21 protein-coding genes and 1 riboswitch are annotated in these 23,359 nt (G+C 47.6%); of the genes, 14 read left to right on the forward strand and 7 right to left on the reverse strand.

Annotated features, from left to right (window positions below):
• Window positions 1-61: 61 nt before the first annotated feature.
• Complete coding sequence (locus tag EXT46_RS00885; RefSeq protein ID WP_130144623.1) at window positions 62-274, forward strand: hypothetical protein; 213 nt, start codon at window positions 62-64, stop codon at window positions 272-274.
• A 19-nt stretch (window positions 275-293) separates the two neighbouring features.
• Complete coding sequence (locus EXT46_RS00890) at window positions 294-848, forward strand: hypothetical protein (protein ID WP_130144625.1); 555 nt, start codon at window positions 294-296, stop codon at window positions 846-848.
• A gap of 538 nt (window positions 849-1,386) precedes the next feature.
• Here EXT46_RS00890 and coaD read toward each other — a convergent pair.
• A complete protein-coding gene (gene coaD / locus EXT46_RS00895; RefSeq protein ID WP_022943403.1) occupies window positions 1,387-1,866 on the reverse strand; it encodes a pantetheine-phosphate adenylyltransferase in 480 nt (159 codons plus the stop codon).
• A gap of 153 nt (window positions 1,867-2,019) precedes the next feature.
• Here coaD and EXT46_RS00900 point away from each other — a divergent pair, with 153 nt between their 5' ends.
• A complete protein-coding gene (locus tag EXT46_RS00900) occupies window positions 2,020-2,685 on the forward strand; it encodes a TetR/AcrR family transcriptional regulator (protein ID WP_026110898.1) in 666 nt (221 codons plus the stop codon).
• Between the two features lie 111 nt (window positions 2,686-2,796).
• Window positions 2,797-4,254, forward strand: coding sequence for a tRNA uracil 4-sulfurtransferase ThiI (gene thiI, locus EXT46_RS00905; RefSeq protein ID WP_130144627.1), 1,458 nt, complete (start codon window positions 2,797-2,799; stop codon window positions 4,252-4,254).
• Here thiI and EXT46_RS00910 read toward each other — a convergent pair.
• Together EXT46_RS00910 and EXT46_RS00915 are read right to left on the reverse strand one after the other, a co-directional pair.
• Window positions 4,226-5,143, reverse strand: a complete 918-nt coding sequence (locus tag EXT46_RS00910; RefSeq protein WP_130144629.1) for a 2-dehydropantoate 2-reductase — start codon at window positions 5,141-5,143, stop codon at window positions 4,226-4,228. The genes thiI and EXT46_RS00910 overlap by 29 nt on opposite strands.
• Window positions 5,116-5,463 (reverse strand): VanZ family protein, encoded by a 348-nt coding sequence (locus EXT46_RS00915; protein WP_130144631.1) that lies wholly within the window; start codon window positions 5,461-5,463, stop codon window positions 5,116-5,118. Before EXT46_RS00915 ends, EXT46_RS00910 begins: the two co-directional genes overlap by 28 nt.
• Window positions 5,464-5,599: 136 nt before the next feature.
• On the opposite strand from EXT46_RS00915, the gene EXT46_RS00920 reads away from it, so the two are divergent.
• A complete protein-coding gene (locus EXT46_RS00920) occupies window positions 5,600-6,082 on the forward strand; it encodes a YajQ family cyclic di-GMP-binding protein (protein WP_022943408.1) in 483 nt (160 codons plus the stop codon).
• Between the two features lie 117 nt (window positions 6,083-6,199).
• Window positions 6,200-6,353, forward strand: a riboswitch (cobalamin riboswitch).
• 38 nt (window positions 6,354-6,391) lie between these two features.
• Window positions 6,392-8,242 carry a TonB-dependent receptor gene (locus EXT46_RS00925; protein ID WP_130144633.1) on the forward strand — a complete coding sequence of 617 codons (1,851 nt, stop codon included), beginning with the start codon at window positions 6,392-6,394 and terminating at the stop codon, window positions 8,240-8,242.
• Between the two features lie 53 nt (window positions 8,243-8,295).
• Here EXT46_RS00925 and msrA read toward each other — a convergent pair whose 3' ends face one another.
• From msrA to EXT46_RS00940, 3 genes are all read right to left on the reverse strand, one after another.
• Complete coding sequence (msrA, locus tag EXT46_RS00930; RefSeq protein ID WP_130144635.1) at window positions 8,296-8,829, reverse strand: peptide-methionine (S)-S-oxide reductase MsrA; 534 nt, start codon at window positions 8,827-8,829, stop codon at window positions 8,296-8,298.
• A 104-nt stretch (window positions 8,830-8,933) separates the two neighbouring features.
• Window positions 8,934-12,032, reverse strand: coding sequence for an efflux RND transporter permease subunit (locus EXT46_RS00935; protein WP_130144637.1), 3,099 nt, complete (start codon window positions 12,030-12,032; stop codon window positions 8,934-8,936).
• Window positions 12,029-13,093, reverse strand: coding sequence for an efflux RND transporter periplasmic adaptor subunit (locus tag EXT46_RS00940; RefSeq protein ID WP_130144639.1), 1,065 nt, complete (start codon window positions 13,091-13,093; stop codon window positions 12,029-12,031). Before EXT46_RS00940 ends, EXT46_RS00935 begins: the two co-directional genes overlap by 4 nt.
• Window positions 13,094-13,330: 237 nt before the next feature.
• Between EXT46_RS00940 and EXT46_RS00945 the strand changes: the two genes are divergently transcribed.
• The 8 genes from EXT46_RS00945 to EXT46_RS00975 all read left to right on the forward strand — a co-directional run bounded on the left by EXT46_RS00945 (window position 13,331) and on the right by EXT46_RS00975 (window position 21,609).
• Window positions 13,331-14,101 (forward strand): DUF2982 domain-containing protein, encoded by a 771-nt coding sequence (locus EXT46_RS00945; protein WP_130144641.1) that lies wholly within the window; start codon window positions 13,331-13,333, stop codon window positions 14,099-14,101.
• 14 nt (window positions 14,102-14,115) lie between these two features.
• Window positions 14,116-14,448, forward strand: coding sequence for a hypothetical protein (locus EXT46_RS00950; RefSeq protein ID WP_022943414.1), 333 nt, complete (start codon window positions 14,116-14,118; stop codon window positions 14,446-14,448).
• 79 nt (window positions 14,449-14,527) lie between these two features.
• Window positions 14,528-16,189 (forward strand): DUF1566 domain-containing protein, encoded by a 1,662-nt coding sequence (locus EXT46_RS00955; RefSeq protein ID WP_130144643.1) that lies wholly within the window; start codon window positions 14,528-14,530, stop codon window positions 16,187-16,189.
• Window positions 16,190-16,197: 8 nt separating this feature from the next.
• Window positions 16,198-16,707 carry a DUF1566 domain-containing protein gene (locus tag EXT46_RS00960; protein WP_130144645.1) on the forward strand — a complete coding sequence of 170 codons (510 nt, stop codon included), beginning with the start codon at window positions 16,198-16,200 and terminating at the stop codon, window positions 16,705-16,707.
• 76 nt (window positions 16,708-16,783) lie between these two features.
• Window positions 16,784-16,960 (forward strand): hypothetical protein, encoded by a 177-nt coding sequence (locus EXT46_RS18765; protein WP_022943417.1) that lies wholly within the window; start codon window positions 16,784-16,786, stop codon window positions 16,958-16,960.
• 111 nt (window positions 16,961-17,071) lie between these two features.
• Window positions 17,072-18,124, forward strand: coding sequence for a DNA polymerase IV (gene dinB / locus EXT46_RS00965; protein WP_045979296.1), 1,053 nt, complete (start codon window positions 17,072-17,074; stop codon window positions 18,122-18,124).
• Between the two features lie 143 nt (window positions 18,125-18,267).
• Window positions 18,268-19,953 carry a carbon starvation protein A gene (locus EXT46_RS00970; protein WP_130144647.1) on the forward strand — a complete coding sequence of 562 codons (1,686 nt, stop codon included), beginning with the start codon at window positions 18,268-18,270 and terminating at the stop codon, window positions 19,951-19,953.
• Between the two features lie 114 nt (window positions 19,954-20,067).
• Complete coding sequence (locus EXT46_RS00975; protein ID WP_130144649.1) at window positions 20,068-21,609, forward strand: leucyl aminopeptidase family protein; 1,542 nt, start codon at window positions 20,068-20,070, stop codon at window positions 21,607-21,609.
• A gap of 79 nt (window positions 21,610-21,688) precedes the next feature.
• On the opposite strand, the gene EXT46_RS00980 is transcribed toward EXT46_RS00975, so the two are convergent.
• Window positions 21,689-23,323 carry a methyl-accepting chemotaxis protein gene (locus EXT46_RS00980; protein ID WP_130144651.1) on the reverse strand — a complete coding sequence of 545 codons (1,635 nt, stop codon included), beginning with the start codon at window positions 23,321-23,323 and terminating at the stop codon, window positions 21,689-21,691.
• Window positions 23,324-23,359: the final 36 nt, after the last annotated feature.

Below are 23,359 nucleotides of genomic sequence, written 5' to 3' on the forward strand. Positions count from 1 at the left end.
AAGCATGTTAAGTTAGGTTTGCTTAGCAAATAATTAACAAAATTTTAAAGGGGTTAACATCATGCAAGTTAATGCTAATGCTCAACTACAAACACAGGCTTACACTAAGTTACAACAACAAACACAACAGCCTACCGCACAAACTACTAGCACCCAGACGTTACAATCTGATACAGTAAGTTTATCAAGTGATGCTGTCGCTGCTAGCCAAGCTGAAATCCAGCGCGGCGGTGGAACTATTATTGCTGACGGTGGCAAAAAGAACGAGAATTAGGACTTTATCGAGATGGCGGATGTATTTTGAAAAAAGCCTAGGCATATTTATGGGAGCCTTTGTCGTATGGGGCTTCCTTATGGCATTTTTTTTCAATGCGATGCTAGTTACATTTAAAGCAAAAAAAGATTTTAAATTGCTTTGGGTGTCAGGCATCATGGCCTTGTCGTACCTAATAAGCGATCATTTCTTTGACTTCTTCTCTGGTTCAGAGGTGTATTTAAGGTGGTTTTACTTTGACCTTGTGACACTGGCTATCATGGTTCTTTGTTTTTTACCTAAGGGTAATCGAACTCCTTCCCCAGGAGTAGTTTATGCAATTTCTGGCCTATCATTTAATGCTCTTCTGTGTTTATTAATTCATATTGATTTGTATGTTAAGGGAAACACTTCTCCATGGTGGTTTTGGACGTTTTACTCTGTGGGTATAAATCTCTGCGATTTGATAATGATCGTCGCGTTAATTGTCGATAGGGATATCGTCGGAATAATTAGAATTTACAACTCAGTCAAAGGATGGATAAGAAATAGCTCATCAAGCTGGTTTTTTCATAAGTGTTTGTTGAATCAGTAAGCTTTGTTGAGTCAATAAGTCTCGGAGAGTTACTAACGATTTTTATAAACTGGGGGTTTATGATGGCCCTTCTGTTTAACCTTGTTAGTTATTCAGATCACGAGCGTCGAAAGAATTCCCCTCTCTGGATCTGCGTTATTATTAACCTTTCCTATTTGAGCACAACTTTTGTCGAAAGATATGTTTCAGCTTATCTATACTGGATAGCAGCTGATCTAGTTACAATTATAGTTCTCAGTATCCTACATAAAAGTAGGCGCTCTATTGTTGCGTTTTACTACTGTGTAACAGGGTTATCGGTTAATTCATCGCTATTTTTATTTATGTACCTAGACGTGATGTACTTCAATGAAAAGTTGGAACCTTGGTGGCTCTGGAGTGTATATAGCTTTGGTATAAATTCTATGGATCTTATGATGATCTTGGTTCTAATTATCAACAAAGACTTCTTAGGTCTATGTCGAATAGGGCGGTTTTTAAAGGCCTCTCTGGCACCAAAGAAAGTAGGTGATAACGGGTAACGTTACCACCGCTATATTTAGCCGAGCTTTTCTTTCAGAGCGGCGGCGACTTGCGGCACAACAAACTCAGAAACATCACCACCATGTAAGGCAACCTCTTTTACTAAGGTCGATGAGATAAATGAATTCTCCTCTGCGGGAGTCAAAAATACGCTTTCTAAGTCGGGGTTCAAGCGGCGATTCATATTGGCCAGTTGGAATTCATACTCAAAGTCGGAGACCGCACGAATGCCTCGTACTAATACATTCGCTTTATGATTTTTAGCTAAATCAGCAAGTAGGCCGCTAAAGCCAATGACTGTGACATTGCCAAGGTCGGCGACAATTTGCTTTGCTAACTCCACTCTTTCTTCAAGGCTAAAGCAAGGCTTTTTATTCGGGTTATGAGCCACCGCAACAATGACGTGATCGAACATTTTAGCGGCGCGCTCAATAAGGTCTAAGTGACCATTAGTAAGGGGATCAAAGGTCCCTGGGTAAATAGCCGTTACCTGCATATGATTCTCTGTTTTTATGTAATGCAATGGCCGCATTTTAGCAGTCTTTATGTGAGTTGCCAGTGCAAACTCAACTCTCAGCCATGTGATAAATTGTTAACTGTGACTAAGATGTTTATACTGCTCACCTGCAATCAGGGTGGGGAAGTAATAATGAGTACCAAGGACCGCATAATTCAAGCCAGCATTGAGCTCTTCAATAGCCATGGTGAGCGCGCTATCACAACAAATCATATCGCAGCCCATCTGCAAATCAGCCCTGGAAATTTGTATTACCACTTTAAAAACAAAGAAGACATCATTCGCCATATCTTTAAGTTGTACCGTCAGCACTTAGATACTCAGTTTAAGCCGATTAATCACGATGAGCCGGTGATGGCGCAACTTAGCCATTATTTCGATGCCTTGTTTGAGCTCATGTGGAAATTTCACTTTTTCTACGACAACATGACCGACATTTTGTCTCGCGATGCCGAGCTTAAAGCTGATTATATTGCTTTCCAACAACGCTTGTTTGATCAGGTAACCGATATTGTCTTGGCGTTAGGTGACAACGGTATTCTCAACGTCGATGAAGAGCAAGCGGCAGAGTTAACTCATATGTTAAAGCTGACAGTCAGCTTCTGGACTCCTTACATCAAAGCGCGTCGCCAAAGCGGCGAGCTGAATCGTGGCGATATCTATCAAGGCTTGTTGAAAATAATCACCTTGTTTATGGCTTTTACTACCGCAGCTGGGCGTGAGCCTTTGGGGTTGTTAAAGCAACACTACCAGCAGCGCCAAGCGCAACTACAAACGTCACCCTCCACGCATAGTTAAGCTATTATTTCCGAAGGCGAGCGGTTTTTGCTATAATCGCGCGCTTTGGTGAATCTTCCGCCACTTTCTCATTCAGAAGTGTGGCTTTATCTGTGTGCTGTGAGTTAAGTCATGATCAAGTTTATTGTTAAATTGCATCCCGAAATTGCGATAAAAAGTAAGTCCGTTCGTAAACGCTTTACTAAGGTGTTAGAGAACAACATTAAGATCATGATGCGACGCATTGATGAGCAGGTAAAGGTGCGCAACAACTGGGATAATCTCACGGTTGAATCGGCATTAACCGATGACTCAGTGCGCCGGAAAATGGCTGACAGCCTCGGGCGTATTCCTGGTATCGTGCAATTTAATGAAGTAAAAGAAATTGAATTCACCACCATTGATGAAATTTACCAGCAGGCACAGCAACTTCTTGGCGATGAAATTGCCGGTAAAACCTTTTGTGTGCGCTGTAAGCGTCAAGGTAAGCATGACTTTTCCTCGAGCGATGTTGAACGCTATGTTGGCGGCGGGCTAAACCAGCATGTACCCGGTGCTCGGGTTAAGCTTACGCGGCCTGAGGTAACGGTAAAGATCGAAATTAAAGACCAGCGCGCTTACATTGTCACCCAAGCGCACCGAGGCATGGGTGGATTTCCGTTGCCAACTCAAGAGGATGTGTTATCGCTGATGTCTGGTGGCTTTGATTCTGGGGTGGCCAGCTACCAAATGATCCGCAAAGGGGCGCGTACGCACTTCTTGTTTTTCAATCTTGGCGGCGCGGCCCATGAAATTGGCGTGAAGCAAGCAAGCCATTATCTTTGGTCACAATATAGCTCGACTCACAAGGTTAAGTTTATCACCGTCGACTTTGAGCCGGTGGTTGCTGAGATTCTAGAAAATATCGAAGACTCGCAAATGGGTGTGGTGCTCAAGCGTATGATGATGCGTGCTGGTAGCATTATCGCTGAAAAGCTGGGGATTCCAGCCCTGGTTACTGGTGAAAGTATTGGCCAAGTATCAAGCCAAACTCTGGCAAACTTAAGTGTCATTGACCGAGTGACCGATACGCTGATCATTCGCCCACTTATCCAACATGATAAGCAAGATATTATTGATATTGCTCGCGCCATTGGCACCTCCGAGATGGCCGAGGCCATGCCCGAGTACTGTGGTGTGATTTCGCGCAAACCAACGGTGAAAGCCAAGTTAGAAGTAATTGAGCAGCAAGAGCAGCAGTTTGATTTCGAGGTTCTCGAAACTGTAGTTGATAATGCCCGAGTGATGGATATTCGTGATATCGATACTCAAGCTAAAGAAGAGGTCAAGGAAGCCGAGTCGGTATCACAATTGCCAACGGATGCGGTGGTGCTGGATATTCGCTCACCCGAAGAGGAAGATGCTCAGCCGTTAGAGATTGACGGGGTAAAGGTCAAACACTTGCCGTTTTACCGTTTAGCGACTCAGTTTGGCGACTTAGATCAGAGCAAAGAGTACTACCTGTATTGTGCCAAAGGGGTGATGAGCCAACTACAGGCATTGATTCTGCACGAAAACGGCTTTAACAATGTGAAGGTGTATCGCCCGTAATTCGCCGATAATACAGTTCATTGATAGGCGCGCTGAGGCCAAGCTGGCGCGCCGAGCTGGCAATAAAGCCACTCATGGCTGCTATTTCTGTCTCCCTTCCCAATAACTTATCCTGCAACATCGAGCAGCGGTTGCCCGCTGTGAGGCGCATTACTCGATAGGCGCTGTCGAGACTTTGCGGTAGCGATAATTCAACTCCCTGCGCTTTAGCTACGGCAATGGCCTCCTGCAGCAGTGCAAAGACATCACTGGCATAACAGGGGGCGGCGGCCTCACCATTGCGCAGCTGATACCAGGTTGCTATGGGGTTTATTGCCAAATTCACCAGTAATTTTTGCCATCGCGCATGGGTAATATCATCACTCCCAGTTAGAGCGGGGATTAATCTCTGCCACTGCTTTAACTGCGCCTTAAAGCTTTGCTGTGCGCAGGCATTGACGGCTCCTATCACGGAGTCACCCTGACTGACATGGACGACATGCTTATCATCGGCTTTATAAGCTGCTTGCTGGGTGAGCATAAAGAATAACCCCTGCTGAGGAGTCAGTTGCTGTTTAAGTGGTGCTAGGTCGCTCATGCCATTATGGCTAATAATAATATCTGCATCGAGGGCCAGATAAGGGCGCCACTGTGCCAGTGCTGCTTGCAGCTGATGCGCTTTAACGAATAGCCACAATTCTGTAATTGGCTCGCACGGTTTCAAACAAGCCGTGGCTGCCACGGGGCTTTTCTGCTGCCCATGGCAATAATAAAAAGTGCTGGGATGAGAAGGTTTCACCAACAGCTTTACCGGTCGGTGTTGCCCCATTAAGTGGGCAAATGTGAGGCCGAGTGCCCCCGGCCCGATAAGGTAAGTAGGCGCTAAGCCTTGGCGCGCTGTTTCTGCCATAGGTAGTGAATCACAAAGTAGCTAGCCGCGCCTGCCGCGTCGGCGAGAAAGTCATAAAAAGATGCCTGCCTGTAGGGCAGCATATCCTGCATCCACTCAATTGCTCCGCCGTATAATAACAACAATATCACCTGGACAAAAAAGGGAACCCTAAAGGCTTTATCCATAATAAAGGCAAGCACGAAGAAAATACCAAAGTGAGCGACCTTATCGACGTGAGGGAAAAGCTGCGTAACAGAGCCTTTTACTTCTTGAACAAATAGCAGGGTGCAGACCACCAATGTGATTAGAAACAACCCCTGATAAACTCTGCGCGTCACTTTACTTTACCTTTATTACTGGTGAAATCGCAGGCAGTATAACAAACTGTAAACTGAATTCACTGTGTATCAGTGCACAAAAATACCGATCTCGGGGTATAATCCCCGAAACGACAAGCCAGTTACGGAGAATTTCATGCCTTCATTTGATATCGTTTCTGAAATCGAAATGAGCGAAGCAAAAAATGCGGTTGAAAACGCTAAACGCGAACTCGAAACCCGCTACGATTTTCGCGGCGTAGATGCCAAGATAGAACTAAAAGATGAACTTATCGAACTTACCGCAGAAGCTGAACAACAGGTGATGCAGTTATTTGATATGTTTGCCAGTAAGGCGTCAAAACGCGGCTTAGATGTAAACAGTTTTGAGATTCAAAAAGCTGATTTGCACGGTAAATACGTCACCCGCCAAGTTACAATGAAACAAGGCATTGCTAAAGATATCGCGAAAAAATTGGTTAAGCTGATTAAAGATAGCAAAATCAAAGTTCAGGCCGCCATCCAAGGTGAAGAGGTACGAGTCACCGGGAAAAAACGCGACGACTTACAACAAGTAATGCAATTAGTACGCGAAGCCGAGTTAGGTCAGCCCTTCCAATTTAAGAACTTCCGCGACTAAATACTTTTCAAGCCAAGTCATTCGCACTTGGCTTTTTTATTGGTGAAGTAAATGCCATAGTCCATCTTTTTATAGATGTTTAGACGTCCATTGACTTTATTGTCATCAGTCCGCAAAATAGCGCCACCTTGTTATGGTGCCCGCAAGCGCAGAACGCAGTTAAGCCACTGGGATAATCGGGAAACAGGTGAAAAGCCTGCACTGCCCCCGCAACGGTGATATGAGTCTTGCTCATTCAGTCCGGAGACCGGCCATAACATCCATTTCATTACATTTTCCTGTGCGGTGGGCGCAGGTATAGGGACTAACATGTATAACAAAACCAAAGTCGCTGTAGGCATAGCGGCACTTTTCTCCGGCGCGGTATGTGCGCAGCAGCAACCGTCTATCGAGCGATTGACTGTCACCGCTAATAAGTTCGAACAACCTATCGAAAATGTGCTCGCCAGTATCGATGTGATCACTCGTGCAGACATCGAGCGCCTTGGCGTACGTGATTTGCCGGCGTTATTATCTCATTATGCCGGGGTCGATATTGTTCGCAGTGGCGGCCAAGGTCAAAGTACCAGCCTCTTTATTCGTGGGGCGGCTAGCAGCCACTCTTTGGTTATTGTAGATGGCGTTCGTGTTGGTTCAGCCACAACAGGGTATAAGGCGCTCTCTAGTGTGCCACTCAATAGTATTGAACGAGTCGAAGTGATCCGTGGTGCCCGCGCCGCATGGTATGGCTCAGACGCCTTAGCCGGAGTCATCAATATTGTCACCCGAGACGGCGATAGCCAAAGCGTGAGTGTACAAAGTGGCAGTGACAACTACGTGAATGCGCAAGGTGCTTTTGCTTTTCGCCAAGGAGCGTTCAATGCGGCATTCAACCTTGGCTATGAACACACCGACGGCTTTGACGTCACCACTGGGCAAGACCCAGATGAAGATGGCTATGAAAATCAAAACCTCGGCGCGCGTTTCGGCTATGATCTCGGTGATTATGGCGTGCTAGAGTTGTTAGGGCAGTACAGTGAAGGCTATGTCGAATACGACACTAGCTTTGGTGATGATTACACCGACTTTGAAAAATACCATGTGCAACTGGGTTGGCGTAAAAACCATGGTGCCTTTGCTCACAAGCTACAAACCAGTCTCGCTCAAGATGATGAGATTAATACTCAGCAACATGGCGCGCCAGGTTATCGTGGCAATGAGTACAGCACTGCACGAGATGAGCTAAGCTATCAGCTTAATTATGTCTTTAGTCCAGCTATCACTGTCAGTGGTGGCGCCGATTACTACTATGAAGACATTAGCGATTCCTACAGCAGCTCGGCGACACCAGAGCAGCCTGCGTCCGGTTTTACCGTGCAAACGCGTAATAATAAAGGTGTGTATGTGGGAGGCTATTATGATGGCCAGGCATTTAACACCAATGCCGTTGTGCGTCATGATGATCATTCACAATTTGGTGGTCATTTCACCTACAACCTTGCGGCGGGTGTGCCGCTAAGTGACATTGCGACGTTTCGCGCCAGCTACGGCACGGCGTTTAAGGCTCCCTCGTTTAATGACGCCAGTTCCATCTGGGGCAGCAACGATGCTTTGCAACCTGAAGAGTCAAACAATGCCGAGCTCGGTCTGCGCCTTGATTTGCAATCTGGGCAATACGATATCGCCTTGTATCAAAACCAATTCGATAACCTCATCGCATGGGGCAACAACGGCCCGGAAAATATCGCCAAAGCGAGTTTTGAAGGAGTTGAGTTGAGTGCACAAGTGCAAGATATGTTTGGTATCGATCACCAGCTTAACCTTAGTTATGTTGATGCTGAAGACGACAATACCGGGCAAGCATTGGTGCTTAGAGCCGAAAAAACCTTCAATTGGTCCGTAGGTAAGCAGTTCGACAAATGGTATGTCGGTGCACAACTGCAGTACCGCTCCGATAGGTTGAGTTACTATCGTACTGACTTGCCAAGCTATACTTTGGTGAACCTCAATGCTCGCTATCAATTGTTACGCGACCTTACGTTCACCTTCGGTGTCGATAATCTCACTGACAAAGAATATATCACCAACGTGGCGGCCACGGATTGGAGCACGGGTGAAGTCACCTCTGCGTATCGCGGCGCTGAGCGCAAGGTATACGCTGGATTGCAATTCGATTTATAACAGCGTAACAAAAAGCCTCCACTTGGGAGGCTTTTTTAATTGTTTTACCGTCGTCATGATATGAGCAAGTCACTAAAGGTGTGCTCGAACTTCTCTATTTTTGGGGCAATTAAGATACTACAATAACCTTGGTTCGGATTTTCGCTGTAATAGTCTTGATGATAATCCTCAGCGGGATAGAACCTTGATGCGGGACTGACTTCGGTTACAATTTTTGCGGCGCTATGAGTTTGTAGCTGCGCGATCATTGCTTCGGTCTGCTGCTTTTGGGCGCTATCGTGGTAATACACCACACTGCGATATTGACTACCAATATCATTTCCTTGACGGTTAAGCTGCGTAGGGTCGTGAAGCGTGAAAAACATCGCCAACAGGGTGGTGTAATCTATCACAGCGGGGTCAAAGTGCACTTGCACAACTTCTGCGTGACCGCTTTCGCCGCTGCATACCTCACGGTATGTTGGTGAATTGCTGTGCCCACCGGTATAACCCGATTCAACCTTATGCACGCCACGAACGCGGCGAAAGGCCGCATCGATGCACCAAAAACAACCGCCGCCAAAGGTGGCTGTGTGTAAATTTGTCATACTAACACCTCGATGTATTTACCCTTTTAATAGTAGAACGGCCGTCTGATGTTTATCGCTCACCTACGAGGGTAATACCCTCGCAGGTGAGCATTTCTCGTGCACTATTGCTGTTTGAGCGGGTTATCTTGTTGCTGTTTTGCCAAGCGTTGCTGTAAATACTCTGGTGACTGAGTATGACGAGCAAGGGCATAGTAAGCACTGGGCACGACGAACAAGGTGAGTATGGTCGCGATGCTTACCCCGGTAAAGATCACCACACCAATAACCATACGGCTTTCAGCTCCAGGGCCGCTTGCTAGCACCAAGGGCACCGAGCTCATCACTGTGGTTAGCGAAGTCATAATAATAGGGCGCAAACGTTGTGTGGCAGCTTGGATTAGCGCTGTTTGAAATTCCAGACCCTTATCACGCAACTGGTTGGCAAATTCAACAATAAGAATACCGTTTTTGGCGCTTAAGCCAATAAGCATAACGATACCAATTTGGCTGTAAATATTGAGGGTCAAACCGGTTATATGCAAACCAAATAACGACCCAGCAATCCCCAGTGGTACGGTGAGCATGATCACCAAGGGGTGAACGAAGCTCTCAAACTGTGCTGCCAACACCAAGAAGGTCACCGTTAATGCCAGAATAAAGACATACACCATGGCGGAGGCGCCTTCATAGAACAACTGTGACTCCCCTTTATAGTCAATGGCGCCATCAATATCATTTTCCTCTGCAGCCACTTGGTTTAAGAAACTTAAGGCTTCCTCTAAAGTGTAGCCGCTAGCGAGGTTGGCACTTAAGGTAATAGCGCGCATACGGTTGTAACGATTCAACCTAGACGCTGTGGCTTCTTCAGAGATACTGATTAAGCTATCAAGGGGCACCAGTTGCCCGGAGCGTGAGTTTACATAGATATTAGAGACATCTTGTGGGCTGGCAAAGTCTTGTTTCTCGCCCTTTAAAATCACATCATATTCTTCACCACGGTCAATAAAGGTAGTGACACGGCGTTGCCCGAGCATCGTCTCCAAAGTGCGGCCTATATCAGAGACAGAGACCCCTAAGTCGGCGGCTTTGTTCTTATCGATACTGACCAAAAATTGTGGGAAGGTCTCTTTATAATCATGGTCGATACGCACTAACCCGGGGTTTTTCTCTGCCCGAGCAATAATGCGGTCACGCCAATCGGCAAGCTCGTCATAATCATTGCCTTGCAAAACAAACTCAACGGGGCGCGAAGAACCGCCGCCGCCAATGCCACTGCGCATGATGGCAAAGGCGCGAATATCCGTAACTTCACGCATTTTGCCACTGATCTCATTCATTACCGTCCAGGTATCGCGTTTGCGCTCGCCCCAATCAGCCATGCCGATAATCGCAACGCCACCTTGACCACCCCAACCCGGCACTCGAACCAGAACACGATTGAGTTCACCCGAGTCAACATACGGCAACAAGCGTTGCTCAATTTTATCCATATTGGCGGCGTTGTTTTCATAGCTTGCGCCTTCTGGGCCGTTCATCATCACAAAGAAGGTGCCTCGGTCTTCCTTAGGTGTCAGTTCAGATGGAATCTGCTGAAACAGCAGATAACTGGCAAGACCCGCTAGCATCAGCACCACTGCCAACATTTTTGAGCGTCGAACATTGCCCTCAAGAGTGCGAGCATAGGCGCCTTCAAGTTTTGCAAATTGACGGTCCATCCACTGACTAAACCGGCCCTCGCTTTCACTTTGCTTCAGCACTTTCGAACACAGAGCTGGGGAAAGTGTGAGTGCGGTGATACTGGAGAAGAACACAGCCGCGCTCACCGCCATGGCAAACTCAGTGAATAAAGCGCCGATACGGCCATCCATAAAGACTAAGGGCACAAACACGGAGATCAGTACCAGTGTTGTTGCAACAATGGCAAAACCCACTTCGCGGGCACCGCGATACGCGGCGAGTAAACGAGGCTCACCGAGCTCAATACGCCGGTGAATATTCTCCAACATCACAATGGCGTCATCGACCACTAAACCGATAGCAAGCACCAGTGCCAACAGGGTTAGCAAGTTGATAGAGTAGCCCATGGCAAGTAAAAACATAAAGCTGCCAACTAAGGCTACAGGGACGGTGATTGCTGGAATTAACGTGGCGCGCACGTTGCCTAAGAACAGGTAGATAACCAAAACCACTAAGGCCATTGATATGGCCAGCGTACGATACACCTCATCAATAGACTCTTTAATGAAAATCGAGGAGTCATAGCTGTCTTCGATGGTGGTACCTGGAGGCAAGTTGCGTTTGATTTTTTCTAATTCTTTGCGAGCGTTCTCCACCACGGTGAGGGTGTTAGCCTTTGCTTGCTTAACCACACCTAGGCCAATCATGTTGCGGCCATTGCCACGGAATAAACTTTCTTCGTCGGCGGCTTCAAGCTGTACATCAGCGACTTCGTTTAAACGCACGAGATAGCCATCATCACCACGAGCAATAACCAAGTTTTGAAAGTCAGTAGGACTTATATAGCTACGCGCGGTACGAACCGAAAAATCACGATCAACTGACTCGATTTCCCCTGCTGGCAGCTCTACGTTTTCAGCTCGCAAAACTTGCTCAATATCGCTGGCTGTAACGCCCCGTGCCGCCATGGCCTCGCGGTCTAGCCAAACCTTCATTGCATACTGGCGTTCACCACCCACTCGTACATTGGATACGCCGTCAACAACCGCCAGGCGATCAACAATGTAGCGCTGAGCATAATCGGATAGCTGCAAGGTATTCATAGTTGAGCTATTGAGTACAAACCAGGCAATAGGACTTTCATCGGAATTGGATTTGGATACTTCCGGAGGTCTAACTTGGTCGGGGAGATTGTCCAGTGCGCGCGACACACGCTCTCGCACATCATTAGCCGCCGCATCGATATCTCGGTCAATATTAAACTCGATGGTGATATTAGAGCGGCCATTGCGCGACGAGGAGGTGATACTTTTTATGCCTTCAATCCCGGAGATGCGGTTTTCAATTACTTGAGTAATTTTAGTTTCGATAATTTCCGCAGAAGCACCAGTGTAGTCAGTACTGACACTGACAATGGGACTATCGATATCTGGATACTCTCGAAGGGGCAGCATTGAGAATGCCACTAACCCGAAGGTCAGTAATAAAAGGTTGATTACAATCGCAAAAACCGGACGCTTAACAGCCGTGTCGGTGATTCTCACAGCGCAGCCTCCTCAACGGTCACGGCTGAGCCTGAGCGCAGTTTAATAATGCCTTCTGTGACCACTTGATCGCCACTGCTTAGACCTTCACTGATGCCTACCCAACCGTTATAGCGCTTATCGATTTTCACCTCGACCTCTTTGGCTACACCTTCCACAATTTGAAAAACGAAGTGTTTGTTTTGACGTGGAATAATGGCCTTCTCTGGTACCAATAAGGCCTCATAGGTTTGCAATTCCAGTTGCGTACCCAGTAACATACCTGGGCGCAAGATATTGTCTTCATTGGTAAAGCTGGCGCTAATTGGCACGCTACGGGTGTTGGTGTCGATACGAGAGCTGACATGAGACACTTTGCCGGTAAATAGCTTACTTGGGTAAGCGTCACTGCGCGCTGTTACTGTCATTCCCACACCCAGCTGCGCAAGGTATTTCTCTGGCACATTAAAGTCGACTTTAATTACGCTGATGTCATCTAACGTGGTAATTTCAGTGTTGGTGCTCACGAATGCCCCTTTAGACACCATGCGTTTACCTAGCACTCCCGAAAAGGGCGCGGTAACACGCATCTCCGCGAGTTTGGTTTTAGCAGCTTCAAGCTGAGCCTGGGTGGCTTCAAACTTTGCTAGTTGCTCTTCTAACAGTGACTTTGCCGTGGCTTGTGAACGGGCCAGCTCGGTCAAACGATTCAATTGCCGTTCTACTTCAGAGAGATTGGCTTGCAGCTCCTTGACTCGCAACTGTTCCTCAGTATCTCGTAATTGCACCAGTCGTTGCCCTGCTTGCACTTTGTCGCCATCATCAAAATGGATACTGTCGATATAGTCACTTTGGGCGCTTTTAATGTATACGGCTTGGTTTGCTCGCGCGCTGCCGATACCATCAACGGTGATAGCTCGGCTGTCTTTGGTCACGGTATGAGCTTGCACGCGAGTTGATTGAGCGCCCATGTTGGGTTGCTGTGATTGCCCTTTGGGCAGATATAAGTAAATACACAGCCCTAAGAAAATGATAATAATGACAGGGAAAAGTGCCTTGCCCGAATGCCTACTGTGGTTCATCGACGGTACCTATGGTTTCTCGGCTGAAAAAGGTGAGAGCTTAGTTTACAAACTTGCGCTCTAACACATAGACCGCCAATCCTGTATTTTTGTGTGTTAACCGAAAATTCAGCAAAATGATGCACTATGTTCCCAATTTGCCGCATTTTTGTAACCTTTGCCTACCCTTGCTGCGTATAAAACTCGCAAATTATACGTACAATAGGAGTATACGTAGTGGCACCAAAAAGAGAGCGTATGAGTAATAAAAAAACACCCCTTAATACGCAGCCCTCAGAACAGGGGGGCGCCAGCCGATACGCGAAAATTCGTGCCCACAGTGCGCGCCACGGCAGCGAAATACTCATTACCAGCGCGATTGTCTTGGTTTTCTTGGTGTTGTTTATACAGTTAAAAAGCGCTGACATATTGATAGCGGAGATTTTCTTACTGAGCGCCGCTTTAGTTGGCATGCTAGTGGGGTACTTAAAGCTGAGAGAGCCGTTTTACAGCATTTTTCTCGACAAACAGAAACTTAGCTATAATCATAAATACGGCTGGTGGCAGCTGGATGTCGATAACTTACAACAGGTCGGTGTGGTGAGTATCGAACAAGCAATGCAGACGCTCGAGTTAAATGTTGTGGGCCTAAGCTTAAAGCGAGAAGATGAGTTCTTAAATAAGCTTTCACCCCGGTTGGCGGGCCGTTTGCTGGTGGAGCAACGTCATTATTTGCTGCAGGCGATCAAAGCGTATTGCCGCGATGGCAATGAATGCCCGCCACAGTGGTTGGTTGAGGATACCGAGTACGTCAGCCAGTCGGGACAAAAATATACTGGATTATTAGCTATGTTTGCTAATAGAATGAAGAACTTAAAATTTTTGACTGGGTATGAAATATTAATACCCGCCGCTATGTTAGACCGTGATATTTGGGCGTTCAGCTATTTATTACATAGATGGCAACGCGACCCGGCTAACACTGTGGTGCAGTTGCAACAGCAACTCAATAGCCACAGTAGCAAGTAGACAGGATAAGACATATGTCTGACGATAGAGCATTTATAAAAAGTGGTCGTAATACCATCATTCATAAAATTAAGAAGCTGGATTTAGTCATCGTTAATGGCGAAGAGCAGCCAAAAATTAAAGTGACTCAGCACGGCCTAGAGCCCTTTAAAGAAGAGCTTCCCAAAAATCGTCGAGAGGCTAAAGAGCGCTATCTTGAGATGGTGTACATTGCCAGCCCGGATGTTTTTGCAGAAGAAAAACGCTTGCTTTTTATTCAAGCTTTGGATGGGCGAGAATACAAAGTCGATTACTCCAAAGTTGGTACTAAACTATTTGTTCGTATTCACCAGGATAGTTATTTATAACAGCTGATAAATACGGTTTGTTGATGATGTTGGCAAGCAACTTGCGTTGGTAGCGCTATGCAATAATTGGGAGCACATCATGGGTCGACTTATTCATAGCGCGATCAGCGTCATTTTGGCCACGGGATTGGTTGCCTGTGGTGGCAGTGGTGGCGACGAAGTCACTGAAAATGCGAGTATTAATGTTGGCGCTGATCGCGATGCGGTAGAAAAATCAGAATTAATCATCAACGCGCAAGTGTCGCCTCCCGGAGGCACTTTCAGGTGGCAACAACTTTCCGGTCCGGCTATCGAAGGGCTACCCAGTGAAGAGCAAGAGTTGGCGCTGATGCTCCCGGACGTTAAGGGTGACCGCGCGGCGCAAATTAAGGTCGATTATCGGGCCCCAGACAATACCTTAGTATCTGATACGCTTACCATTAATATCGCTTCAGCAAACCAGTTACCACAGATAGCCATAGCGCAAATTGCCCCCGAACAACTGCCCTCACAATATAATGATGTTGTCACCTTGAGTGCGGCTGGCTCTAGCGATCCTGATGAAAACGGCTTTATTGCGAGTTATCTATGGCAACAAACTGAGGGCCCGCAACTGCAGTTTAGCGCTGTTGATGAAGCCACTTTAAGTTTTCGTCATCCGCTACTAGATAGTGATACCACGCTCGCGTGGACTGTGTTTGTCAGTGATGACGAGGGCGGCCAAGTGAGTACCGAGTATAGCCTGCTGCTGAATAAAACCGCGCAAGTGGTCATTGCCAATGCAGGGGAGGACCAGCAGGTCACTGAGTTTGATACCGTGACTCTCAATGCCGGTAATAGTGAAACGGTGAGTGGTCAGTTTAGCTGTTACTGGCAGCAACAAAGCGGCAGTGCCGTCACCCTAGCCAGTGAGCGCCAGTGCGAAACGCAGTTTGTTGCTCCCGACATCGATGTAGCACAACAACTGAGCTTTAGCGTTAGGGTGAGCGATGAACTTAACCGCAGTGCAAGTGATGAGGTCACTGTCAGCGTGCAGCGTCGCGCGTTGGGGCTGATTAACGACACCGGTATGAGCGCGTGCTTTAATAACAGCCAAGCAATCAGCTGTGATAGCACAGACTTCCAAGGGCAAGATGCGCAGCAAGGCCGAGACAGTGTAGCGCAGCGCTTAGACAAAGTGGGCAAAGGAGATATGGCCTTTGACTTTACTAAACTGAATGAGTTTGCCGACGAATTGCCCGACTCTGCCACCGAGTTTGCTTGTGTGCGAGATAATGTCACTGGCCTTATATGGGAAGTGAAACAAGCCAACACCCACACTTTACCAAATACCGACTTGCGCGAAGGTCAGAATCACTACAGTTGGGCGCTTAACGGTGAGGGAGGCGTGCTTATCGGGAGTGAGCGCGCGCCAGCCAATAGCTCATGCCCTAGTGACGTCGATTGCTCGGTGCAACAATATATTGATGAGGTCAATGCCATCGACTTTTGCGGTGGTGCTAATTGGCGTCTACCTACCTATGTTGAGTTGCTGAGCTTGGTGGATTATCAACGCCATGGTCAGGCACACATGATTAGCCCGGACTATTTTATTCATACCCCGTCGGTGAGTTTACTGGGGCATTTAAACTACTGGACATCACGCACCAGCGTTGACGGCCAATCGTTATCTCAAGCCTTTATTATTGATATGAGCTCAGGTAACGATTTGGCTTACCCCAAAGATAATACCGCATACGTACGTTTGGTGCGCAACCCATAGGAGTGATCATGAATTATACGTTTCTAATCGTGGCGGCTGTGGTGAGTACATCGCTTTGGGCCGAACAGCGTTGTTATAATCTGCAAGCTAGTACCCCGGCAGAGCGCTTTGTGATTAATACTGATGGTACGATTACTGATAACGCCACTGGGCTGATGTGGCAACGTTGTAGCTATGGGCAACAGTTCGATGCTGAACTGCAAAGTTGCTCTGGGGCGGCGCAACAGCTTAACTGGCAGCAGGCACTGCAAAGCGCCACTAATGATGAGTTTGCCGGTTTTGATGACTGGCACTTGCCTAACAGTAAAGAACTCGCATCCATTGTTGAGCATCGATGTGTTGAGCCCAGCCTAAATTTAGACCTGTTTTTAGATGCTAGTAATGATAATTACTGGTCCAGCACATCTGCAGTAACACCGGCAGATCATGCTTGGGTGTATGAATTTTACAGTGGTAAAAATAGTCTTCATGCTAAAAGTAGTGATGTATTTGTGCGTTTAGTACGCTATCAGCAATAACTGCTTACATTTTGTTCGTATACAGCGTAGCGAGCACTGAGTAAGGTAGAGTTAAGTACATTTACGAGAATCATCAATGACGCTGAGAAAGTACCTGTGGCTATGGGCCTTACCTTTGGCGCTGTTGTGCTATGCCATCGGTAGTAGCCAAGGTGTGATTGCCTTGGTGCTGGTGGCGGTCGTGGGCGAGCTTATTTTTTGGCTTGGACTATTTAAACGTGGCAAGCGCAGAGATAACGCACCAAAACCTTAGTTTGATTATTTATACAGTGCTTTATACAGTTGTTTGTGGCTTTTCCTTACACTTTTTGTCACTATAGCTTCACCTAAAACTGTTGGGCTGCCCAGGCCTCACACAAGCGCGATGAAGAAATTTATCCATATTGATATGGATTGCTTTTATGCCGCCGTAGAGATGCGCGACAATCCTGAACTGGCAAACCTGCCTTTGGCCATTGGCGGGCGTAGCCGTCGTGGGGTGCTATCAACGGCGAACTATATTGCTCGTCAGTACGGCGTACGCTCGGCGATGTCTAACTACCATGCTAAACAATTGTGCCCAGATTTAGTCATTGTGCCGGGGCGGATGCAACTTTATAAGCAAATCTCACAGCAAATTCGCGCCATTTTTAGCCGTTATACGGACCTTATCGAGCCTCTTTCTTTAGATGAGGCGTACTTGGATGTGACTCAAGCACAGGTATGCCGTGGCAGTGCCACACTGATTGCTGAGCAAATTCGCCAAGATATCTTCCAACAAACTGGGCTGACAGCCTCAGCAGGAGTCGCACCTATTAAGTTTGTCGCCAAAATAGCTAGCGACGAGAATAAGCCGAATGGGCAATGCGTAATTCTTCCTGAGCAACTGCCAGACTTTCTTGCTCAGTTAGACTTAAAAAAAATCCCCGGTGTTGGCAAAGTGACGCTAGAGCGGCTGCATCAGAAAGGATTATACAAAGGCCAGGATGTGCTGGATAAGGGAGTAAACTGGATGCAGCAGCATATAGGGAATTTTGGTGTGTCCTTATACCAAAAGTGCGCAGGCGAAGTAATAGGGCGAGTTAAAACCGAGCGCATTCGCAAGTCACTCAGCGTTGAACACACTTACGAATATAACAAAACCTCATTGCTACAATGTCACCAGGCCTTACCCGCTTTACTCGAGGAGTTGCAACAACGCCTTGAGCGCAACCAACTTAGCAACGCCATTAACAAGTTGTCAGTCAAAGTAAAGTTTGCCGATTTTCAGGTGACTACCGCTGATCAAAGTGGATTCGCCTTGAATCTAGACACTTTCGCAGCGCTAACGGCGAAAGCCTACCAACGGGGCAACACTCCAGAGGTGAGATTATTGGGCCTGGGCGTTGGAATTTCACCGCAACAGCAACAAGCTACCCAGTTAAGCATTTTAGACTAAAGCGTTAATGAATTTTTAAACTAAGCTGATAAGGTAAATTGCTACTTTAGGCACTTAGCCTCGTCGGCCTGTGCTCGTGCGACTAATACACTTTGCTAAAGCGAAGAGTATTGTAATGACAACAAAAATAAAGAGAGAAGACTATGCAATCAGTAGTTATTGTCTTGCTTGGTATTGTCGGTATGCTATTTGGCTGGTTCGTCTATTCCAAGTTTATCGCCGAAAAAATCTTCAAAATGGACGATAAGTTTGTAACTCCAGCTCATGAGCTCCAAGACGGCGTTGATTATGTGCCAACCAATAAAGTGGTGTTGTGGGGACACCACTTTACCTCGGTAGCGGGGGCCGCGCCCATTGTTGGCCCCGCGATTGCGGTTTATTGGGGGTGGGTGCCTGCGGTATTGTGGGTTGTATTTGGTACTATTTTCTTTGCTGGTGTTCACGACATGGGCGCCCTATGGGCCAGTGCTCGGCACAAGGGCAAATCCATGGGGGCGTTATCAGAATCAGTTATAGGCTCGCGCACGCGTTCTCTATTCATGATTGTGGTGTTTTTGGTGCTGTTAATGGTGAATGCGGTATTTGGCGTGGTGATTGCGAACTCGTTTGTCTCGCAACCTAATGCGGTATTCCCAGCTTGGTCCGCGATTGTGGTGGCCTTAGTGATAGGTCAGCTGCTGCGTCGAAATATGCCGCTTATTCCTTTGTGTGCCATTGGTGTTGGCGTACTCTACGCTACGATTTACATGGGCAGCTCAATGCCCCTGGCACTGCCTAGTGAAATGTTTGGGTTAGCGGATAAAGCCAACTGGATCATTATTCTCTTCATTTATGCTGCGATTGCTTCGTTATTACCTGTTTGGATGCTACTGCAACCGCGCGACTTCATTAACGGCATGCAGCTGTTGGTGGGGCTGGTTCTGCTTTATGGCGCTGTCTTTGTTTCTATGCCTGATATCACAGCTCCCGCGTTTAACATGCAAACCGCTGCTGACACGCCCAGTATTATCCCCTTGTTGTTTGTCACCATAGCCTGTGGTGCAGTGTCAGGCTTCCATGGCATCGTGTCCTCTGGAACGAGCTCAAAACAACTGAATAAAGAAACCGATGGTCGCTTTGTGGGATACCTCGGTGCCGTAGGGGAGGGATGTTTAGCGCTTATCACGCTGGTGGCCGTTAGTGGCGTGGCCTTGGCTGTTTCCCCAGAGGAGTGGCATGAAATATACAGTCATTTAGGCGCTGGCAGTGTGAGTGCTTTTATTACCGGTGGCGCTAATTTAATTGAAAGTGGCTGGGGTATTTCCACCGAAGTTGCTTCAACCCTATTGGCGGTAATGGTGGTGTTATTTGCAGGCACAACGATGGACTCGGGTGTGCGTCTCCAGCGTTATATTATTCAAGAGTGGGGCGACATTTATAAAATATCGGCGCTTAAAAATGGCGTCGTTGCTACGTTAGTTGCGGTGGGGTGTTGTTTGTTACTTGCCTTTGGCGCCGGTGGCGCATCTGGCAGTGGTGGCATGATCATTTGGCCGCTATTTGGTTCTACCAACCAAATCCTTGCCAGTTTAACCTTACTGGTGATCTCGGTGATGCTTATAAAAGCAGGTCGTCCGGCTAAATTCACGCTGATCCCTATGGTCTTTGTATTGATTATGGCGTTCTTTGCGGGGGTCATTAAACTTGCTGAGTACTACCAACAGGGGAACTGGTTGCTTGTTGTGCTCGATGCCATCGTCCTTATTGTTAGTGTGTTGGTCATGCTTGAGGCGTGGTCTGTGATCGCTAAACATAAGCGGGAAAAACAGCAAGGTTCAGAGCAAGCGTAAGCACAACTTGTCAACGCCACTTTACAATCCCTAAGGTGGCGCAGGGCTTCGCTAGTCAAGAACCCGTAAATCACCGATAATGTAGGTCCTTTGTTTTAGATTAGGACCTTTTTTATGTCTTATGCACGCGCTACGTCTTGCGCTAGCCTTGATGCACTTAGTGCAACCAGCGAAAACGATGCTCTTATTATTATCTGTGACTCCCTTGATGCGCTGCCCCAAGCCTATGCTGAACAAATCAATACTCATGCGGCGATAGATAGCCGTGTAGGTAAGCAACCGGCATTATTGGTCAGCGAACAAGCGCCAGGTAAGCGCTTGATTATGACTCCCACAGGCCCTTTAGGGCGGGATTATGATGATGTGCGCCGTGTCTTTGAAGCAGCTAAAAAAGGCATTGCCGTAGCGAAGGAAGCAGGCGCAATTAAGCCGGCTTTGTATGTGCATAACATTCAACAACGTCCAGGTTATGAGTTCGCATTGGAAGTGGCCTTTTTAGGCGCTAACCAAGCGTTATGGCAGCCCTTAGAAGCACGTGAATATCATGGCGATGCTATCTCTGCACTGAATACTATTAGCCTGGTCGGCGCTACAGATGAACAACTAAAGCAGGTCAATGCGATTGCCGCTGGCCAATATGCGGCACGCGATTTATGTGGCACTGAGCCAGAGCGTATGGCGCCGCCTCGCTTCGCTGATTATTGTGTCGAGGCTTTTGCTGGTACTGCGGTGAAGGTGGATGTGATCAGTGATATCGCGACGATTGATAAAGAGTATCCATTGCTTAGTACCGTTGCTCGCGCATCCTATGCGGTAGAGCGTCATCACCCACGCGTGGTAAAAATGGCCTATGTGCCTGAAGGCAATGTTGAACGCACGTTGATCTTTGTTGGTAAAGGCCTTGTTTACGATACCGGTGGTGCGGACTTAAAAGTTGGTGGCTTTATGGCCGGCATGAGTCGCGATAAAGGCGGTGCCGCATCTGTCGCTGGGTTTATGAAAGCCGTCGCTGAAGCACAGCCTAAAGGAGTCAAAGTAATTGCTTATTTGGCCGTGGTTCGTAATTCCATTGGTTCGGATTGCTTTGTTCCTGATGAAATTATTACCAGCCGTGAAGGCGTTCGCGTGCGCATTGGTAATACCGATGCTGAGGGCCGCTTGGCAATGGGTGATTTACTCAGTGAGGCTAAGGAAGTGGCCAAAGGCGAGGTGAATCCTGAGCTCTTTACCGTTGCTACTCTCACCGGGCATGCCGCCCGAGCTGTGGGGCCTTATAGTGCCTATGTTGAAAATGGTCCAGCGCGTAAAGTGCAGCTCTCACAGCAATTGGTGGAGCAGGGTGACTTATGGGCCGATTGCGCCGAGGTATCGCGTTCGCGTCGCGAAGACTATGATTTTGTGCAACCACGCACCTTAGCTGACGATGTGCTTTCCAGTAATAATGCCGCATCGGCAGTCACTGCTCGGGGCCACCAGTTCCCGATGGCCTTTTTGGCGATTGTGGGTGGGTTAGATAAGCATGGCTTAGATAGCGAGCAGCCGCTTCCTTATGTACATATGGATATTGCCGGCAGTGGTGTGGAAGGCGGCGATTGGCAGCACGGAAAACCAACTGCGGCTACGGTAGCAAGCTTATTTGCTAAATACTGTCGCTAACGCTGGCAGCAATAGCCGGTATTGTTAAGCTAAAAAGGCCGCCGTTGGGCGGCCTTTTTATGACCGGAGAGCGATGACTTCATATTTTGAAGCGCTTAACTATACTGTCGAGTGTTTGGCTGGCCTGTTCTAGTTCGTTACTCGCCTGGTTCATAACCTGTGTGCTGGAGAGCGACTCATTGGTTGCATGGGCTAAATCATTGAGCCGCTGCGACACTTCGCTAGAGGCGTCATTTTGTTGCTCAGTGGCGCGGGCGATATGAGCGTTCATTTCCCGGATAGAGTCAACCAAGCGGTTGATTTCATCCAATGCTTCGGTGGTATTCGCGGTGGACTCAACAGTATTGTCCGAGATCTGTTGGCTGTTTTGTACGGCCTGCACAGCTTTTTCCGCACCTTGTTGCAACTGCTCAATCATAGCTTGAATTTCATCGGTGCTTTGGCCTGTGCGGCTGGCTAGCGTGCGCACCTCATCAGCAACAACTGCAAACCCACGGCCTTGCTCGCCGGCTCTCGCCGCTTCTATGGCGGCATTGAGCGCCAAAAGGTTGGTTTGCTCGGAAATGCCGCGAATCACATCCAGTACACTGCCAATATTATTACTTTGGCTGGCTAACTGCTGCACCACCTCAGCGACTTGTTCAATTTGTGTGCTTAAACGGGTGATCGCATTCACTGTGTTATGAACCACTGATTTTACTTGATCTGCATAACTGTTCGCTTCGTTGCTAGCTTGCTCGGCGTTATTGGCATAATCACTGATGTCTTTCACTTGGTGACTTACCTGTTCCATTGCTGTGGCCACTTGTGCTGAGCTGTCGCTCTGCAGCTCAATATGATGTTGATTTTGCTGGGCCGTCGATTGTAGTTGCGCCACATGCTCACTCACTTTATTGGCTTGCTCATTGACCGCTTCTATGGATTGGCGCATCTTTTCGGTGTAATCATTAAAGTGCCTGGCAAGGCGAGAGACCTCGTCATTGCCGCTGCTGTCTAAACGCTGGGTTAGGTCTCCCTCACCTTGCGCTATATCTTTCATCATGTCTGCTGCGTGACGAATAGGCCCCATCACACTTTGTGCTATTAAATAGCCCATCACTAACAGCACCGCGAGAATCACAACGCCCTCGAGGATAAGAATTGTTTTGCTACGTGCAAACGTGTCCTCAATGTGATCAATATAAACGCCGGAGCCAATCACCCAGCCCCAGGGTTCAAACCCCTTAACGAACGCTATTTTATCGACAGGTTGATCTTTTCCTGGCTTTGGCCACTTGTAGGGCACAAAGCCTTCACCTTGACGCTCGACCAGCTCAGCCATTTGCACGAATAGTTTCACGCCATCGGGGTCGGCGGTGTTAGCTAATGACTTGCCTTCGAGCTGCGGCTTAAACGGGTGCATGACCATGGTCGGGCTGGTGTCATTGATCCAAAAATAATTGGAATCACCATAGCGCAAAGCGCGAATGGCATCTTTAGCGGCAACTTTCGCTTGCTCATCCGTGAGGGCGCTCGTTTGTGCTTGTTGGTGGTAATACGCCGCGATGCTGTGTGCATTTTCTACTAGGTTGCGCGTTTTCTCATGTTGCCCATCCAGCAAAGAGCTGTATTGGTTAGTCAGTGAGGTCGCGACTAAGATGATGATACCGAGTAGGGCAAGAAAGAGTAGCGCAATCAGGCGTTGATAAATACTAAGGCGACGAAGTTGCTGCATAACAAATCCTTGGAACGAGGTAATGCTATGAGTTTA

Source organism: Pseudoalteromonas sp. CO325X, assembly GCF_004208955.1.
GTDB lineage: Bacteria > Pseudomonadota > Gammaproteobacteria > Enterobacterales > Alteromonadaceae > Pseudoalteromonas > Pseudoalteromonas ruthenica.

Bases quoted from the DNA above. Each gene is read 5' to 3' on its own strand.
- EXT46_RS00975 (WP_130144649.1), top strand. From the start codon at position 20,068: ATGTCTTATGCACGCGCTACGTCTTGCGCTAGCCTTGATGCACTTAGT.
- EXT46_RS18765 (WP_022943417.1), top strand. From the start codon at position 16,784: ATGACGCTGAGAAAGTACCTGTGGCTATGGGCCTTACCTTTGGCGCTG.
- thiI (WP_130144627.1), top strand. From the start codon at position 2,797: ATGATCAAGTTTATTGTTAAATTGCATCCCGAAATTGCGATAAAAAGT.
- EXT46_RS00970 (WP_130144647.1), top strand. From the start codon at position 18,268: ATGCAATCAGTAGTTATTGTCTTGCTTGGTATTGTCGGTATGCTATTT.
- EXT46_RS00980 (WP_130144651.1), bottom strand. From the start codon at position 23,323: ATGCAGCAACTTCGTCGCCTTAGTATTTATCAACGCCTGATTGCGCTA.
- msrA (WP_130144635.1), bottom strand. From the start codon at position 8,829: ATGACAAATTTACACACAGCCACCTTTGGCGGCGGTTGTTTTTGGTGC.
- EXT46_RS00960 (WP_130144645.1), top strand. From the start codon at position 16,198: ATGAATTATACGTTTCTAATCGTGGCGGCTGTGGTGAGTACATCGCTT.
- EXT46_RS00945 (WP_130144641.1), top strand. From the start codon at position 13,331: ATGAGTAATAAAAAAACACCCCTTAATACGCAGCCCTCAGAACAGGGG.
- EXT46_RS00925 (WP_130144633.1), top strand. From the start codon at position 6,392: ATGTATAACAAAACCAAAGTCGCTGTAGGCATAGCGGCACTTTTCTCC.
- EXT46_RS00900 (WP_026110898.1), top strand. From the start codon at position 2,020: ATGAGTACCAAGGACCGCATAATTCAAGCCAGCATTGAGCTCTTCAAT.
- EXT46_RS00950 (WP_022943414.1), top strand. From the start codon at position 14,116: ATGTCTGACGATAGAGCATTTATAAAAAGTGGTCGTAATACCATCATT.
- EXT46_RS00920 (WP_022943408.1), top strand. From the start codon at position 5,600: ATGCCTTCATTTGATATCGTTTCTGAAATCGAAATGAGCGAAGCAAAA.
- EXT46_RS00910 (WP_130144629.1), bottom strand. From the start codon at position 5,143: ATGGCAGAAACAGCGCGCCAAGGCTTAGCGCCTACTTACCTTATCGGG.
- dinB (WP_045979296.1), top strand. From the start codon at position 17,072: ATGAAGAAATTTATCCATATTGATATGGATTGCTTTTATGCCGCCGTA.
- EXT46_RS00890 (WP_130144625.1), top strand. From the start codon at position 294: ATGTATTTTGAAAAAAGCCTAGGCATATTTATGGGAGCCTTTGTCGTA.
- EXT46_RS00885 (WP_130144623.1), top strand. From the start codon at position 62: ATGCAAGTTAATGCTAATGCTCAACTACAAACACAGGCTTACACTAAG.
- EXT46_RS00940 (WP_130144639.1), bottom strand. From the start codon at position 13,093: ATGAACCACAGTAGGCATTCGGGCAAGGCACTTTTCCCTGTCATTATT.
- EXT46_RS00955 (WP_130144643.1), top strand. From the start codon at position 14,528: ATGGGTCGACTTATTCATAGCGCGATCAGCGTCATTTTGGCCACGGGA.
- coaD (WP_022943403.1), bottom strand. From the start codon at position 1,866: ATGCAGGTAACGGCTATTTACCCAGGGACCTTTGATCCCCTTACTAAT.